This is a genomic window from Stenotrophomonas sp. Ste96 (assembly GCF_024519495.1).
Classification (GTDB): domain Bacteria; phylum Pseudomonadota; class Gammaproteobacteria; order Xanthomonadales; family Xanthomonadaceae; genus Stenotrophomonas; species Stenotrophomonas bentonitica_A.
Genome location: NZ_JALJRX010000007.1, coordinates 36,347 through 55,377, shown reverse-complemented (window position 1 = coordinate 55,377; position 19,031 = coordinate 36,347). Strand labels below are relative to the sequence as shown.

Sequence of the window (19,031 nt, the reverse complement as noted above, 5' to 3'; positions counted from 1 at the left end):
CAGTGCGTGCAGGGGACGCCCCTTGCGGATGAATGACAGGACCACCGATGCCGCGTGCCTGCAACAGGCCAGGGCAAGCTTTCGAGGATGAACGCATGGCAGCAACGGGCAGGCAGCGCAGGGCAGGCAGGGCTTCGGCCGGCATCGCGCAGGCCATGGCCGTGCTGGCATTGCTGCTGCCACCGCCGCTGCTGGCACAGAGCTACCCGAACCCGCTCAACAACACCGCCACCGTCACCGCGCCCACCGATGTGGCCGACCCCACGCCCGGCAACAACAGCGCCACCGATACCAATGCCCTGGCGCTGCAGGCGCAGCTGAGCGTCAGCAAGGCCCTGGTCAGCGCCACCCCGGTGGCCGCCGGTGGCGCGGTGCAGTACCGCATCCAGGTCAGCAACGCCGGGCCGTCCGCGGCCAGCGGCGTGGGCGTGGTCGATACGGTGTCTTCGCTGCTGACCAACGTCACCTGGAGCTGCCAGCCGACCACCGCTGCGTCGTCGTGCGCCCAGCCCAGCGGCAGCGGCAATGCCGTGAACGTGCTGGTCAACGTCGGCGTGGGTGACAGCGTGGTGCTGCTGGTGAATGGCACCGCACCTGCCGCCACCCCGGCCACGGTGCCGGCCAACACCGTGTCGCTGGTACTGCCCACGGGCACCACCGACCCGACCCCCGGCGACAACACCGCCAGCACGCCAGCGGTGCCGGTGCAGGCCAACGCGCTGGTGGCGGTCAACGACAGCTTCGCCACGCCCCTTTCTTCCACCACCGGTGGCAGCACGCCCACGGTGTTGGGCAACGACACCTTGAACGGCTCCCCGGTGGTGGGCGGCAACCTCATCATTTCACTGCAGAACGCGCCGGCCGGCTTCACCATCAACAGCGCAGGCGTCATCGCGGTGCCGGCCGGTGCCGCTGCGGGCGCAACGTCGATCGGCTACCAGATCTGCGAAAACGCATCGCCGACCAACTGCGCCACCGCCAGCGCCAGCCTGATCATCACGCCCACCGCCGTCGACGACAGCTTCAATGCCCTGGCCGGGGCGGGCACGCTCAGCGGCAACCTGGCCAGCAATGACAACGCACCGGCCGGCGCCACCTACAGCGCCTCCGGCACGCCGGTGCCCGGGGCGACCATCAGCAGCACCGGCACCCTGACCTACGCGCCCACCGGGGGCATCACCCAGCCGGCATCGATTCCCTACCAGGTGTGCCTGCCCGCGCCGAATGGCAGTGTCTGTTCCACCGCCACGGCATCGGTGCTGGTCGATGCCAATGTGCTGGTCGCTGTCGATGACACCTTCAGTGCACCCTTGCGGCCCGGTGCCGGCGGCACGACGCCCACGGTGTTGGGCAACGACACCTACGATGGCAACGCGGTGCCGCAGGCGCAGGTGACGCTCAGCCTGGTGGGTGCGCCCACGGGCTTCTCGATCAACCCCAACGGCACCCTCGTCGTGCCGCCGACCGCTGCAGCCGGCCCGCTGTCGCTGACGTACCGGTTCTGCGACAACGCGGCGCCGGCCAACTGCGCCACTGCCACCGCCACCCTGGTGATCAGCCCGGATGCCGTGGACGACACGGTCAGCACGCCTGGTGGCGGGCGGCCGCTGACCGCCAACCTGGCCGGGAACGACAACTTCCCGAGTGGCTCGGCCTTCAGCCTGGCGACCCAGGCCGCCCGCGGCACTGCCGTGGTCAACGCCGATGGCACCTTCACCTATACCCCCGCCGACGCCAACACCGGGCCGGACAGCTTTACCTACGAGCTCTGCCTGCCGGCCCCCAACGCGACCGTCTGCGACACGGCCACGGTGAACGTGAGCGTGGCCGCCAACCAGCTGGCCGCCGCCGATGACCTGTTCGCCACGCCGCTGCAGCCGGGTACCACCCCCACCAGCCTGCTCGGCAACGACACCCTGAACGGCACGGCAGTGACGCCGGCAGGCGTCAGCCTGACACTGAGCGGTGCGCCGGGCAGCATCACCGCCAACACCGCCGGCCAGCTGCAGGTGGCGGCAGGCGCTGCAGCGGGGGCCTATGCCTTCACTTACCAGATCTGCGAACTGCCGGGCGGCACCAACTGCGCGACGGCCAATGTGCAGCTGGTGATCGCCCCGGAAGCGGTGGACGACAGCTTCGCCGCGACCGCCGGCGTGGCGTTGGCCGAGACCGTGGCCGGCAACGACAACGTGCCGACCGGCGCAGTGTTCAGCCTGCTGGCGGGCGCGGCCCACGGCACGGTCAGCGTCACGGCCGATGGCAGCTTCAGCTATACCGCGCAGGGCACGTATTCCGGGCCGGACAGCTTCCGCTACCAGGTCTGCCTGCCGGCCCCCAACGGTGGCATCTGCGATGACGCGACCGTGACCCTGAACGTAGCCGTTGCCGCCGTGGTCGCCGGGAATGACGACTTCACCGCCACGCCCGTGCAGGGCGACGGGGGCACCACGGCCAGCGTGCTGGCCAACGACACCCTCAATGGCGCGCCGATCACCGCCGCGCAGGCGACGCTGTCGCTGATCAATGCGCCGCCGGTCGGCTTCACCCTCGCGCCCACCGGCGAACTGCAGGTGCCTGCCGGAACGCCGGCGGGCCCGGTGAACCTGACCTACCAGCTGTGCCAGGCGGGTACCGGCAACTGCACCACGGCCAGCATCGCGGTGGTGATCGCGCCGCAGGCAGTGGCCGACAGCTTCACCACCCAGGTCGGGCGTCCGGTCAGCGGCAACGTCGGCGTGAACGATCGCGTCTCCGCCGGCACTACCTATGCGGTCACCGGCACCGCGCCGCAGGGGCTGGTGTTCAATGCCGATGGCAGCTTCACCTACACGCCGCCGGCGCAGTACACCGGCACCACCCCCTTCAGCTACCAGGCGTGCCTGGCCGCCCCGTACAACACCGTCTGCAGTACCGCCACGGCAACCCTCAACGTCAACGCGGGCACCCTGGTCGCCAACGATGATGATTACCGCGACAGCCTGCTGAACCCGGCCACCGGTGGCACCACCCTCAGCGTGCTGGCCAACGACACCATCAACGGCGCGATTCCGCCTGCGCCGGCCGAGGTGATCCTGAGCCTGCTGGGTGCACCGGCCGGCTACGTACTCAACACCAACGGCACCGTCTCGGTGCCCGGTGGTGCGGCCGCTGGCGCGGTCAGCTTCGGTTACCGCCTGTGCGAGGCGGCGCTGCCGACCAACTGCGATGACGGTGCGGTGCAGCTGCTGCTGGCCCCGGTGGCGGTGAACGACAACGTCAGCACGGCCGTGGGCGTACCGGTCAGTGGCAATGTCGGCAGCAACGACAACGTCCCCGCTGGTGCCACCTTCAGCGTGACCGGCACCGTGCCGGCGGGCCTGGTGCTGGCCGCCGGCGGCGGCTTCACCTACACGCCGCCGGCCGGCAGCCAGGGTCCGGTCACCTTCGCTTACCAGGCGTGCCTGCCGGCCCCCAATGCCACCGTGTGCGCGGGGGCGACGGTGACCATCAACGTCAACGCCGGCACCCTGGCCGCGGGCGATGACGATTTCCGCGCGACGCCGATCGGCGCCGGTGGCGGCAGCACCGTGTCGGTGCTGCTCAATGACAGCCTCAACGGGACCCAGCCGCCGGCCTCGGCCGATGTGCTGCTGAGCCTGGTCGGCGCGCCGTCGGGCTTCACGCTGGATGCCAATGGGGTGTTGAACGTCGATGCGGGGGTGCCGTCCGGCGCGCTCACGCTGACCTACCAGCTGTGCGAGACCGCGTTGCCGAGCAACTGCGATTCGGCACAGATCCGCCTGGTGGTCTCGCCGACCGCTGCGGCCGACGTGTTTTCCACACCGGCCGGGCAGCTGCTCTCGGGCAGCGTGGCCAGCAATGACAATGCCCCGGTGGGCGCGGTGTTCACCGTGTCGGGCGCCGCACCGGACGGCCTGCAGCTCGGCCGCGATGGCAATTTCCAGTACACCCCGCCGGCCGGGTTCACCGGGCCGGTGAGCTTCAGCTACCAGGTGTGCCTGCCGGCGCCGGACGGCACGCTGTGCAGCACGGCCGGGGCAACCATCAACGTCAATGCCGGCACCCTGATGGCGATGGACGATGACTTCAGCGGCACGCCGCTGGCACCGGGTGCGAGCACCAGCACCAGCGTGCTGCTCAACGACAGCCTCAATGGCAGCGTGCCGCCGCCGGTCGGCAGCGTGACCCTGACCCTGGTGGGCGCGCCGTCGGGTTATGCGCTCACCGCCGCCGGCCTGTTGCAGGTGCCCGCCAGCGCCGCCGCCGGTGCCACGGTACTGAACTACCAGGTCTGCGAAACCGCCGCGCCCAGCAACTGCGCCAGTGCCAGCATCCGCCTGGTGGTGACGCCGTCGGCGCAGAACGACAGCTATTCCACCGCCGCGGGCCAGCCCTTGAACGGCAGTGTCGGCGACAACGACAACGTGCCGGCCGGTGCCGTGTTCGCCATCGTCGGCAGCACACCGCCGGGGCTGAGCTTCGGCGGCGGCGGCAGCTTCACCTACGTGCCGCCGGTTGGCGCGGCCAGCCCGGTGACGTTCACCTACCAGGTCTGCCTGCCGGCGCCGAACAGCGCGCTGTGCGCCACGGCCACGGCCGACATCAACATCACCGTGGGCAGCCTGGCGGCCAACGACGATGACTTCAGCAGCGCGCCGGTCAATCCGGTTACCGGTGGCAGCACGCCCTCGGTGCTGCTCAACGATGCGTTGAACGGCAGCACGCCGCCGTCGGCCGCCGATGTGCTGTTGAGCCTGACCGGCGCACCGGCCGGCATCACCCTGAATCCGGATGGCACGGTGAGCGTCGCCGCGGGCGTACCGGCCGGTGGGCGGACGCTGGCCTACCAGCTGTGCGAAGCGGCGGCGCCGGGCAACTGCGCCAACGCAGACCTGCGCCTGGTGGTGGCACCTTCGGCCATTGACGATGCGCTCTCCACGCCAGCCGGCGTGGTCCTGAACAGTTCGGTGGCGGGCAACGACAACGTCGGCAGCGGTGCGCAGTTCAGCGTGGTCGGCACCCCGCCGGCCGGGCTGGTGTTCAATGCCGATGGCAGCTTCGCCTACACCCCGGCAGCGGGCTTCAGCGGCGCGGTCACCTTCACTTACCAGGCCTGCCTGCCTGCGCCCGACAGCGCCCTCTGCGCCACGGCCACGGCCACGCTCAACATCAACAGCGGCACCCTGGTCGCGGTGGACGACAGCATCGCCGCGCCGGTCGCCGGCGGCACCGCGACGCCCAGCGTGCTGGGCAACGACACGCTCAACGGTGCGACGCCGCTGGCAGATGAGGTGGTGCTCAGCCTGGTCGGCGCGGCGTCCGGTTTCTCGATCGCCGCCGATGGCACGATCGCGGTCGCCACCGGCACCGCATCGGGCGCGGTCTCGCTGACCTACCAGGTCTGCGAAGCGGCGGCGACCATCAACTGCGCCACCGCCAACGTGGCCCTGGTGGTCGCGCCCGCCCCGGCCAACGATGCCTTCGCCGTGCAGGCGGGGCTGACCGTCACCGCCACTGTGGCCAGCAACGACGGCATGCCGGTGGGTTCGACCTTCGCCGTGCAGGGCACGCCGCCGGCCGGGGTGACCTTCAACGCCGATGGCAGCTTCACCTATGCACCGCCGGCCGGCACCACCAGCCCGGCCAGCTTCGTCTACCAGGCCTGCCTGCCCGCACCGAACACCGCGGTGTGCGCGACGGCCACGGTCACGCTGAACATCAACAACGGCGCCCTGCTGGCCAACGACGACAGTTTCGGTGCGATCGCGCCGGGTGGCACCACGGCCAGCGTGCTGGCCAACGACACCCTCAATGGCCTCAGTCCGCCAGCATCGGCCAACGTGGCGCTGTCGCTGGTGGGCGCGCCGGCGGGTTTCAGCATCTCCCCCACCGGCGCGGTGTCCGTGCCGGCCGATGCCGCCAGTGGCGCCACCACGCTGACCTACCAGGTCTGCGAAACGGCGGCCGCCAACAACTGCGCCACCGCCAGCATCGCGCTGGTGGTGCGGCCAACGCCGGTGAACGACACGATCAGCGTGCAGGCCGGCCAGGCCAACACCGGCAATGTCGCCGGCAATGACGCCATGCCAGCCGGTTCCAGCTGGAGCGTGCCATCGCCGCCGCAGGGCCTGGTGTTCAACGCCAACGGCAGCTTCACCTACACGCCGCCGGCCGGCACCCTGGGCGCCGTCACCTTCAGCTACCAGGCCTGCCTGCCCGCGCCGGATGCCGCGGTGTGCGGCACCGCCACGGCAACCCTCGACATCGCGGTGAATGCCATCGTCGCCAACGATGATGCCTTCGCCGCGCCGCTGATCGCAGGCTCGGTCACCCCCAGCGTGCTGGCCAACGACGTCCTCAACGGTGTCACTCCGCCGCCATCGGCCGCCGTGCAGTTGCTGCTGGTGGCCGCCCCGGCCGGTTTCGTCATCAACAACGACGGCAGCGTGCAGATTCCAGCCAGCGCTGCTGCCGGCGCGACCTCGCTCACCTACCAGCTGTGCGAAACCGCTTCGCCCACCAACTGCGCCACCGCGGCCATCACCTTCGTGGTGACACCAGCGCCGCAGGCCGATGCGTTCGCCGTGCAGGCCGGTGCCAGCCTGACCGGTGCCAGCGTGGCGACCAACGACGCGATGCCGGCAGGCGCCAGCTGGGCGGTGCAGGGCACCCCGCCGGCCGGCCTGGCGTTCAACGCCGATGGCAGCTTCAGCTACACGCCGCCGGTGGGTACCACCGGTGCGGTCACCTTCAGCTACCAGGCCTGCCTGCCCGCGCCGAACGCCACGGTGTGCGGTACCGCTACGGCCACCATCAACGTCAACACCGGTACCCTGGTGGCTGCCAACGACAGCTACAGCGGCATCGCCGAAGGCGGCACCACGCCCAGCGTGCTGGCCAACGACAGCCTCAACGGCACGACACCGCCGGCGCCCGCCAGCGTGCAGCTCAGCCTGGTCGGTGCACCGGTCGGTTTCGTCATCAATCCGGACGGCAGCATCGCCGTGCCGACGGGGGTGCGGTCCGGCGCGACCACGCTGACCTACCAGATCTGCGAAACCGCCGTGCCGGGCAACTGCGATACCGCTACCGTGGCCCTGGTCATCGCGCCGTCGCCGCAGGCCGATGCGTATTCGGTGCAGGCCGCTGGCACGATCAGCAATGGCAACGTGGCCGCCAACGACAACCTGCCGGCCGGCGCGCAGTTCACCGTGCAGGGTCCCGCGCCTGCCGGCCTGGTCTTCAACGCCGATGGCACCTTCACCTATACCGCGCCGGCCAATACCCCCAGCCCGGTGACCTTCACCTACCAGGCTTGCCTGCCCGCGCCGGATGCTGCCCTGTGCGGCTCCGCCACGGTGACGCTCAATATCAACGACGGCACCCTGCTGGCCCTCGATGACAGCTTCACGGTTGCGCCGGGTGGCAGCGCCGGTACCAGCGTGCTGGCCAACGACTCGCTCAATGGCGTTTCGCCGCCGGCCGCCGGCACTGTCGTGGTCAGCCTGGTGGGCGCACCGGCCGGCGTCGTGCTCGGCACGGATGGCGTGCTTACCGTGCCCACCGGCATCGTCTCCGGCCCGCTGACGCTGACCTACCAGGCCTGCGAAGCGGCAGCGGCCGGCAACTGCGACACCGCCAGCATCGCGCTGGTGATCCTGCCTGCACCGCAGAATGATGCCTTCAACGTGCAGGCCGGGCAGGTGCTGTCGGCCAGCGTGGCCGGCAACGATACGATGCCGGCCGGTTCCAGCTGGGCGCTGCAGGGAACTGCACCGGCCGGCCTGCAGTTCACTGCCGATGGCAGCTTCAGCTATACCCCGCCCACCGGTACCACCGGCCCGGTCACCTTCAGCTACCAGGCGTGCCTGGCTGCGCCGAACGGCGCGCTGTGCGGCACCGCCCAGGTGACGCTGAACGTGGCCAACGGCACCCTGCTGGCCGGTGACGACACGCTGGCCGGCATCGCCCCGGGCGGTACCTCGGCGGCCAGCGTGCTGGCCAACGATTCGCTCAATGGCGTCAGCCCGCCCGCGCCGGGCGACGTGGTGCTGAGCCTGGTCGGTGCCCCGGCCGCGTTCACCCTCAACCCGAACGGCACCATCAGCGCCGGCAGCGGTGCGATGTCCGGCCCGACCACGCTGACCTACCAGATCTGCGAAGCCGTGGCGCCCGCCAACTGCGCCAATGCCAGCGTCACCGTGGTGGTCAACCCGGCGCCGCAGGACGATGCCGCCGCCGTGCAGGTGGGGCAGAGCCTGGATGCCAGCGTAGCCGGCAACGACAACATGCCGGCCGGTTCCAGCTGGAGCCTGCCGGGTACGCCGCCGGCAGGCTTCAGCTTCAACGCCGACGGCAGCTACACCTATGCGCCGCCCGCCGGCACCCGTGGTCCGGTGGTGGTGGCCTACCAGGTCTGCCTGCCGGCACCGAATGCCAACCTGTGCGGCGCCGCCGCGCTGACCCTCAACATCAACAACGGTGCACTGGTCGCCGCAGACGACACCCTGGCCGGCATCGCCCCGGGCACCACCTCCGGGGCCAGTGTGCTGGCCAATGATTCGCTCAACGGCACCACGCCGCCGGCACCGGCCTCGGTGGTGCTGAGCCTGGTGGGCGCCCCGGCCGGTTACGCGATCACCGCCGATGGCACCCTCAGCGTGCCATCCACCGCGGTGGCCGGTCCGCTCACGCTGACCTACCAGATCTGCGAAGCCGCCGCCGCCAACAACTGCGACACCGCCAGCGTCACCGTGGTGGTCAGTCCGGTGCCACAGCCGGATGCGTTCGCCGTGCAGGTCGGGCAGACGCTGTCGGCCAGCGTGGCCGGCAACGACAACGTGCCGCCCGGCGCGCAGTACAGCGTGCAGGGCACCGCACCGGACGGCCTGGTGCTGACCGCCACCGGCGCCTTCACCTATACGCCGCCGCCGGGCCGGCTGGGCCTGGTCACCTTCAATTACCAGGCCTGCCTGCCGGCACCGAATGCCGCAGTGTGTGGCGTCACCACCGCCAGCATCAGCATCAACAACGGCACCCTGGTGGCCGGCGATGACACCTTCAGCAACATCGCGCCGGGCAGCACGGTGGGGACCAGCGTGCTGGCCAATGATTCGCTCAACAGCGTGTCGCCGCCGCCGGCGACGTCGGTAACGTTGTCGCTGGTGGGTGCCCCGTCGGGCTTCTCGATCAGTGCCGATGGCCTGCTCACGGTCGGGACCGGCGTGCTGTCCGGGCCGACCACGCTGACCTACCAGATCTGCGAAGCGGCCTCGCCGGCCAACTGCGACACCGCCAGCGTGCTGGTGGTGGTCAGCCCGGCGCCGCAGGCCGATGCGTTCGCCGTGCAGGCCGGGCAGACGCTGGCCAACAGCGTGGCCGGCAACGACAACATGCCGGTCGGTTCGACCTACAGCGTGCAGGGCACGGCCCCGGCCGGGTTCGTCTTCAACGCCGATGGCAGCTTTACCTATGCACCGCCGGCCGGCACCGCCGGGCCGATCACGGTGGCCTACCAGGCCTGCCTGCCCGCGCCGAACGCGGCGCTGTGCGGCACCGCCACGCTCACCCTGAACATCAACAACGGTGACCTGGTCGCCGGCGATGATGTGATCACCAATGTGGTGGCCGGCGGCACATCGGTGGCCAGCGTACTGGCCAACGACCGCCTCAACGGCGCCAGCCCGGCCCCGGCGGCCGATGTGCGGCTGTCGCTGGTGGGGGCTCCGGTCGGCTTCATCCTGAACCCGGATGGCACGATCAGCATCGGCACCGGCGTGCCGGCCGGCGCCACCGCGCTGACCTACCAGCTCTGCGAAGCGGCGGCCGCCAACAACTGCGATACCGCCAGCGTCACCGTCGTGGTCGGCCCGTCGCCGCAGGCCGATGCGTTCTCGGTGCAGGCCGGGCAGCAGCTGGCCAGCACCGTGTCCGGCAACGACAACATGCCGGCCGGTTCGACCTGGACCGTGCAGGGCACCGCCCCGGCCGGGCTGCGCTTCAACGCCGATGGCAGCTTCACCTACACGCCGCCGGCCGGCACCCTCGGTGCGGTCTCCTTCACCTACCAGACCTGCCTGCCGGCACCGAACGGCAGCGTCTGCGGCAATGCCACGGTCACCCTCAACGTCAACACCGGCACCCTGGTGGCCGGCGATGACAGCTTCAGCAACATCGCCCCGGGCACGGCCACGCCCAGCGTGCTGGGTAACGACTCGCTCAATGGAGTGTCGCCGCCGCCGGCCGCATCGGTGGCGCTGAGCCTGGTGGGGGCGCCCACCGGTTTCGGCATCAATCCCGACGGCACTGTCAGCGTCGGCACCGGCGTTGTGTCGGGCAGCACCACGCTGACCTACCAGATCTGTGAAGTGGCGGCGTCCAGCAACTGCGCCACCGCCAGCATCACCGTGGTCGTCAGTCCGGTGCCGCAGGCTGATGCCTTCAGCGTGCAGGCCGGGCAGTCGGTGAACAACACCGTGGCCGGCAACGACAACCTGCCGGCCGGTTCGAGCTTCAGCGTGCAGGGCGTGACGCCGGCAGGCCTGGTGTTCAACACCGATGGCAGCTTCAGCTACGCACCGCCATCGGGCACCACCGGTGCGGTCAGCTTCACCTACCAGGCCTGCCTGCCGGCGCCGAACGCGGCGATGTGTGGCACCGCGACGGTCACCTTGAACGTCAACAGCGGCACCCTGCTGGCCGGCAACGACAGCTTCACCGGCATCGCCCCGGGCACGTCCACGCCCAGCGTGCTGGCCAATGATTCGCTCAATGGCGTGTCGCCGCCGGCCGCCGGCAGCGTGAACGTAAGCCTGGTCGGTCCTCCGGCCGGCTTCGGCATCGCCGCCGACGGCACGATCAGTGTCGGCACCGGCGTCACCTCCGGCACCACCACGCTGACCTACCAGGTCTGCGAGGCGGCGGCCGCGGGCAATTGCACCACCGCCACGGTGAACGTGGTGGTCAGCCCGGCACCGCAGGCCGATGCCTTCAGCGTGCAGGCCGGGCAGGTGTTGTCAAACACGGTGGCAGGCAATGACAACCTGCCGGCCGGTTCGAGCTTCAGCGTGCAGGGCGCCACGCCGCCCGGCCTGGTGTTCAACACCGATGGCAGCTTCACCTACACGCCGCCGGCCGGCACCACCGGCGTCGTCGGCGTCACCTACCAGGCCTGTCTGCCGGCACCGAATGCAGCGCTGTGCGCGACGGCCACGGTCACTTTCAACATCGCCACCGGTACCCTGCTGGCGGCCAATGACAGCTTCGGCGGCATCGCCCCGGGCGGCACCACGCCCAGCGTGCTGGCCAATGATTCGCTCAATGGTGTGTCGCCGCCTTCTGCCGGTACGGTGACCCTGGGCCTGGTCGGTGCACCGGCCGGTTTCGCGATCAATGCCGACGGCACGATCAGCATCGGCGGCGGCGTTACCGCCGGTGCCACCACACTGACCTATCGCGTGTGCGAAGCGGCGGCGCCGAGCAACTGCGCCACCGCCACGGTGGCCGTGGTGGTCAGCCCCGTGCCGCAGGCGGATGCCTTCTCGGTGCAGGCCGGGCAGACGCTGTCCAACAGTGTGGCAGGCAATGACGGCATGCCGGCCGGCTCGAGCTGGAGCGTGCAGGGCCCTGCGCCCACCGGCCTGGTGTTCAACCCCGATGGCAGCTTCACCTACACGCCACCGGTGGGCACCACCGGGGCGGTCACCTTCACCTACCAGACCTGCCTGCCGGCACCGGATGCGGCGCTGTGTGGCACCGCGTCGGTGGCCCTCAACGTCAACACCGGCACGCTGCTGGCCGGCGATGACAGCTTCACCGGCATTGCTCCGGGCGGCAGCACGCCCAGCGTGCTGGCCAACGATTCGCTCAACGGTGTCAGCCCGCCGCCGGCGAACGCGGTGACGCTCAGCCTGGTCGGTGCGCCGGCCGGCATCGGCATCAATCCGGACGGCACGCTCAGCGTCGGCAGCGGCGTGCCCTCGGGCCCAACCAGCATCACGTATCAGGTCTGCGAGGCAGCCGCGCCCACCAACTGCGCCAATGCCACCGTGAACGTGGTGGTCAGCCCGGCACCGCAGCCGGATGCCTTCAGCGTGCAGGCAGGACAGGTGCTGTCGAACGCGGTGGCCGGCAACGACAACATGCCGGCCGGCTCGAGCTGGAGCGTACAGGGCGCAACGCCGCCGGGCCTGGTGTTCAACGCCGACGGCAGCTTCACCTATACGCCGCCGGCCGGCACCCTGGGCGCGGTCACCTTCACCTACCAGGTGTGCCTGCCCGCGCCGAACGCGGCGCTGTGCGGCACGGCCGCGGTCACCCTCAACGTCAACACCGGCACGCTGGTGGCCGGCGATGACAGCTTCAGCGGCATCGCCCCGGGCGGCACCACGCCCAGCGTGCTGGCCAACGATTCGCTCAACGGCGTCTCGCCGCCTGCCGCCGGCACCGTCACCCTGACCCTGGTCGGTGCACCGGCAGGCTTCGGCATCAACCCCGACGGCACGATCAGCATCGGGACCGGGGTGACCTCCGGGCCGACCACGGTCACCTACCAGGTCTGCGAAGTGGCTGCACCGGGCAACTGCGCGACGGCCAGCGTGACCGTCGTGGTCAGTCCTGCCCCGCAGCCGGATACCTTCAGCGCGCAGGCCGGGCAGACGCTGGCCAACAGCGTGGCCGGCAACGACAACATGCCGGCCGGTTCGGTGTGGAGCGTGCAGGGCGCAACGCCGCCGGGCCTGCTGTTCAATGCCGATGGCAGCTTCACCTACACCCCGCCGGTGGGTACCAGCGGGCCGGTCAGCGTGCCCTACCAGGTCTGCCTGCCCGCGCCGAATGCGGCCCTGTGCGGCACCGCCACCCTCACCTTCAACGTGGGCGGCGCGGCCAACGTGGTGCTGGCAGTCAACGATGACTTCAGCAGCACGCCGGTCGATCCGTCGGTGGGCGGCACCATCGCCCGTTCGGTGCTGGACAACGACAGTTTCAACAACGTCTCGCCGCCGCCGGTGGGCAGCGTGGTCGCCAGCCTGACCGGCAGCACGCCGGGCTACACCATGAACAACCAGGGCCAGATCATGGTGGCCCCGGGCGTGCAGGCCGGGCAGGTGCAGCTGGCCTACCAGCTGTGCGAGAACGGGGTGCCGACCAACTGCACCACCGCCATCGCCACCGTGCTGGTGCAGGGCCCGGTGGGCGCGCTGCTGGCGGTGGATGACACGGGAGGCCCGGTCGGGCCGGACGGCCGTACCCGCCTGCTCAACGTCTTCAGCAACGACACGTTCAACACCGCGCCGCTGGATCCGGCCCAGGTGAGCATCGCGCCGGTCGCCACCAACGCATTGAGCATCAGCAGCGATGGCTGGGTCGATGTTGCCGCCGGCCTGGCTCCTGGCAGCTACAGCACCACCTACACGATCTGCCTGCTCAACCAGCCCACCGTGTGCGATACCGGCACCGTGACGCTTACGGTCACCGCCGGAGAGCCCGGCGTGGATGCCGAAGATGATCGGGTGGAGATGCCGCAGGACGGCGTGATCGAGATCGACGTGCTGGGCAACGACCGCGTCAACGGTACGCCGATCGATCCGGACACCGTGACCGTCAGCATCACCGCGCCGCCCCCGTATGGCACGGCCACGGTACTGCCGCGTGCCCGCATCCGCTTCGCCGCGCTGGCCAACTTCTCCGGCGAGCAGCGCTTCGATTACCAGGTCTGCGACATCGCCGACCCGGCCATGTGCGCCAGCGCCACGGTGACGGTGGTGGTCGATCCGAACGTGCTGACCCTGACCGACGATGCCGTCACCGCGGAGACCTCCGCGCCGCTGGTGATCAACGTGCTGGCCAACGACAGCGCCCGCACGGCGCCGCTGGATCCGGGCTCGCTGCAGATCGCGGTGGCCCCCACGCACGGCAGCGTGGCGTGTGCCAACGGCAGCTGCACGTACACGCCGGCAGCGAATTTCGCTGGCACCGACAGCTTCCGCTACCGCGTCTGTGATGTGTCGATCCCCACCCCGCTGTGTGCCGAGGCCAACGTCGCAGTCACCGTGGCCGGCCAGCAGGCGGTGCTGCGCCTGACCAAGGTAGCCGGCAAGCGCAGTGCGCAGATCGGTGACCTGGTGCGCTACACCGTGACGATCGACAACGTGGGCGAGGTGGATGCCAACGGCGCCACCCTGCTCGATACGCTGCCGCCGGGCTTCACCTTCGTGCGCGGTGGGTTCGCGGTGATCGACGCCGACAACGACGCACGCACCAGCGGGGTGCAGCCCTTGCGCATCGATGGCATCGACGTGGCTGCCGGCGGGCGGGCGACGGTGGTGTACTACCTGCGCGTCGGCGCGGGCACCGGCACCGGTGTGCACACCAACCGCATCACCGCCATCGACGGCGAGAACCGCACGATCGGCAACACGGCCTCGGCCGAGGTGGACATCAGCACCGATCCCTTGCTCGATGAAAGCCTGATCGTGGGCAGCGTCTTCGACGACCGCAACGGCAATGGCATCCAGGATGACGGTGAGCGTGGCATTCCCGGCGTGCGCATCGCAGCGGTGGAAGGCCTGCTGATGGAAACCGATGCCTTCGGCCGCTATCACCTGGTCGGCATTCCGGGCGGCGAGGCGCGCGGGCGCAACTTCATCCTCAAGGTGGATCCCTCCACGCTGCCGGCCGGGGCACGCTTCACCACGCCCAACCCGCTGGTGCGCCGTATCACTCCAGGGCTGCCGGTGCGCTTCGATTTCGGTGTGCGCATGCCTGAGGGTGCATTGAGCACGACGGCCTCGGCCCCGGCTGCGCCCGCACCGGCATCGCGACCGGCGCGGATTGAACTCGGCGACGCCTTGTTCGCCACGGGCAGTGCGCAGCTGGGAGCAGACCGTGCGCCGGTGATCGACACCGCTGCCCGGGCGTTGTCGACGCGCGGAGGCGGGCGCCTGCAGCTCAGCGTGGGCGCCGGCGCCGGGCAGGAGGCACTTGCCCTGCAACGTGCGCAGGCGCTGCGCCAGGCACTGCGAGCGCAGCTGTCCGGGCCAATCGCCGCGGCAACCACGGTCGAGGTGCTGGGCGCCGACGGACGCGTGCTGCACCGCCTGCGCCTGGACGATCCCCCCGAGCCTGCCAGTCCCGGCCGCGCGGCCGGGGAGGGGCGCTGACATGGACATGACCCTGAGCCCGATCTCCCGCCGCCTTTCCCTCGGCCTGGCCAGCGCATTGCTGCTGGCCGCACTGCCGGCCGCCGCCCAGCAGGCCGGACCGGCACCGTCACCCGCACCGATCCGCTGTGAGGCCGACAGCTGCCGCAACGATGACGGCCTGCTGCTGCGCATCCGCGATGACAGCGCCGATGGGCTTCCGCTGCCGGGCGGCGCCGGGCCGGTGGGGACCGACGTCGTGCCGATGTCGCCGGCCGTCACGCCGGATGTCGCCGCGCGCGGTGGCCAGTTCATGGCCGAGCTGCCCAACGGTGGCGTGGTGTGGGCCACCGAAGACCCGACCATGGTGCCGCCCAGCCTGAGCGTGCAGGCCGCGGCCACCGTGCCGTTCGAAAATGGCCGGGTGATCCGCCCGCTGCGGTTCCACAGTTACAACAACTACGCCTCGTTCATCCAGAAACTGGAGGTAACGCTGTATCGCGGTACCGATACCGATCTGGTCACGCCGCTGGCCCGCATCGAGCTGCCGGCCGACTACGTTGGCGACGCCGAATGGAGCGGTGAGCTGCCAGCGCAGATCAAGCTGCGCACCGGCGATGAGCTGATCTACGTCGCACGTGCGTACGGCGCCGGCGGCGCCTTCGATGAAACGCGCCTGCAGCGCATCCAGCTGGTCACCCCGGCCGATTTCGACCGTGGCCTGCAGGTCACCCGCGAGAACGTGCAGAAGACGCTGGGCCAGGCACTCGATGGCGACAGTGCGCAGGACCTGCAGCTGAGCAACAGCATCTACGGGCAGAGCATGCTGCGCCTGCAGAACATTCCCATCCACGGCTCGCGCGTGCGTCTGTACGGCCGCAACCTGGAGCCCAACAGCCGCGTGCGCATCAACGGCCAGGACTTCCCGGTCGATCTGGAGCAGAAGTTCGCGGCCGAGTTCCTCGAGCCGGTTGGCGAGCATCGGTACGACGTCAGTGTCGAATCCCGTGATGCGCCCTCCGCACAGCGGCAGCTGGATGTGGATGTCACCGGTCGCTACCTGTTCCTGGTCGCCATTGCCGATGTCACCGTCTCCAGGAACAGCGCCAGCGGCAATCTGCAGCCGCTCGCCGCCGATGATCGTGACGACGACAGTTTTCTCAGCGAGGGCCGGCTGGCGTTCTATCTGAAGGGCAAGCTGCGCGGCAAATACCTGGTGACTGCGCAGGCCGACACCCAGGACCGTGAGCTGAAGTATCTGTTCCGCGATTTCACCCAGGCCGACGCACAGGATGTGTTCCGTCGCCTCGACCCGGATCTGTACTACCCGGTATATGGCGATGACTCCACCACCTACCGCGACGTGGATACGCAGGGGCGCTTGTACCTGCGCGTGGACTGGGACCAGAGCCAGGCCGTGTGGGGCAACTACGCCACCGGCATCACCGGCACCGAGTACGGCCAGTACGTCCGCTCGCTGTACGGCGGTGCATTGAACTGGCGCTCGCTGGAGGCCACGCCGCTGGGCGAGGCGCGCTCGCAGGTGAAGGTATTCGGCTCGGAGGCGCAGTCCGCGCCGGGCCACAGTGAATTCCTCGGCACCGGCGGCACCCTGTACTACCTGCGCCACACCGATGTGCTGCCCGGCTCGGAGCAGGTGGTGCTGGAAGTGCGCGATCGCACCACCGGCCGCACTGAAACGCGCGCCACCCTGCAGGAAGGCGTGGACTACGAGATCGACAATCTTCAGGGGCGCCTGATCCTGACCCGTCCGCTGGCCCAGCTCACCCGCGAGAACGTGCGCAGCATCACCCGCGACATGCCGCTCGATGGCTACGACCAGTTGCTGCTGGTGGACTACGAATACGTGCCGCTTGGCTTCAGCAGCGACGACGTGACCTACGGTGCGCGTGGCCGCCAGTGGCTCGGCGACCACGTGGCGATCGGCGGTACCTGGATCGACGAGAACCGCAGTGGCGAGAACTACAGCCTCAAAGGCGCCGACCTCACCCTGCAGGCCGGGCGTGGCACCTACCTGAAGATGGAGCAGACCCGCACTGAAGCCACCGCCGCCCCGGTGTTCTATTCGGACAACGGCGGCCTGAGCTTCATCCGCCGCAACCCGTACGAAGGCCGGCGCTCGGGCACCGCCAGCGCGGTGGAAGCGCGGGCCAACCTGCGCGAGCTGGGCTGGACCACGCAGGACTGGAGCCTGGGTGCCTGGTGGCGCGATGTGGATGCCGGCTTCTCGGTCGCGCGCCAGGACACCGGCCTGCCGATGCAGGAATACGGTGCCGAGTTCCTTGGCTACCTCACCGATGATTTCAGTCTGTACGGCCGCCACACCCGCACCGAGCAGGGCGAGTTGGCGTTGGAGCAGAGCCAGCTGACCGCCGAGTGGCGGCTGGGCAACGACGGCCAGCTGACCGGCGAACTACGCCGCGTGCGCGAAGAACAGGAACTGCAGAGCGTGGACGCACTGCTGGCCGCGATCGGGTACCGCCAGCGCTTCGGATCGTCATGGGAGCTGTACGGCACCGGGCAGGTGACCCTGGATGACGATGGCGGCGCGTACGAGAAGAACGACCTGCTCACCCTCGGCGCGCGGTATCTGTTCGGCGACCGCAGCAGTGTTGGTGCGGAAGTCAGCGGTGGCAGCCGTGGCCATGGTGCCAAGGTGGATGGCGAGTACCGCATGGCGCCCGACCACAGCCTGTACGGCAGTTACAGCTACAGCACCGACCGCACCGGCACCGATCCGTTGTTCGATACCGGCCTGCAGAGCGGCTGGACGCTGGGCCAGCGCTGGCGGTTGAGCAACCAGGTCAACGTCTACAACGAGAGCCAGTATCTGAAGGACCGTCGCCAGGACAGCGCCGGCATCGTGCATACCTTCGGCATGGATTTCTATCCCGCACAGGGCTGGAACCTGGGCTTCACGATCATGGACGGGGAGCTGGAGTCCACCGTGGGCCGCGTCGACCGCCGTGCCTACAGCGTCAGTGGCGGGGGCACCGATGCGGTGGCGCAGTGGAACAGCAAGCTGGAGTACCGCCGTGACAGCGGCGCCGAGCAGCGCGAGCAGTGGGTGACCACCAACCGCCTGCTGTACAAGCTCAACGAAGACTGGCGCTTCGCGCTACGCGCCAACTATGCCTATACCGAAGACCGCATCGACCGCCTGGCCGATGCCAAACTGGTGGAGACCAACATGGGCTTTGCCTGGCGCCCGCATGACAACACGCGCTGGGCCGGCTTCGGCAAGTTCACCTATCTCTACGATGTCGCCTCGCTCGGGCAGGAGGGTGGCAACCTGTACGACCAGCGCTCGCAGATTCTCTCGCTGGAAGGCATCCGCCAGCTGGGCGCACGCTGGGAAGTGGCCGGCAAGCTGGCCTCGCGCTGGGGCGACTACCGCACCGGCCGTGGGGAAGGGGCCTGGCTGGACAGCCGTGCCGACTTCGCCGCGCTGCAGCTGCGTTATCGCCTGTTCGCCCAGTGGGAAGGCCTGGCCGAGCACCGCTGGCTGAAGGTGCGCGACGGCGGCGTGCGCAAGGGCTGGCTGGTGGGCGTGGACCGCCGGGTCGGCGAGAACTTCAAGGTCGGGGTGGGCTACAACTTCACCGAGTTCAGCGATGACATGACCGAGCTGAAGTACGACCAGAAGGGGTTCTTCCTGAACATGGCCGGGTATTACTAGCTTCGGTCAGGCCTGCCACGCATGGCGTGGCACTACGGCTTCGGTGGACTCAGGCCTGCCACGCAGGGCGTGGATTACGGCTTCGGTGGACTCGGGCCTGCCACGCATGGCGTGGATTACGGCTTCGGTGGGCTCGGGCCTGCCACGCATGGCGTGGCACTACCGGGGATCGCGGTGTTGGCGGTTGGCTT

General features: G+C 69.7%; 2 protein-coding genes. Both read left to right on the top strand.

Features of this window, described 5'->3' with window-relative positions:
• The first annotated feature begins 95 nt into the window (after positions 1 to 95).
• Entirely contained in the window at positions 96 to 15,161 is a 15,066-nt protein-coding gene (locus tag OC373_RS16030; RefSeq protein WP_261998072.1) for an Ig-like domain-containing protein, read from the top strand.
• Position 15,162: 1 nt separating this feature from the next.
• Positions 15,163 to 18,840: a TonB-dependent receptor gene (locus tag OC373_RS16025; RefSeq protein WP_261998071.1), complete on the top strand. Its 3,678-nt coding sequence runs from the start codon at positions 15,163 to 15,165 to the stop codon at positions 18,838 to 18,840.
• The last annotated feature ends 191 nt before the right edge of the window (positions 18,841 to 19,031 follow it).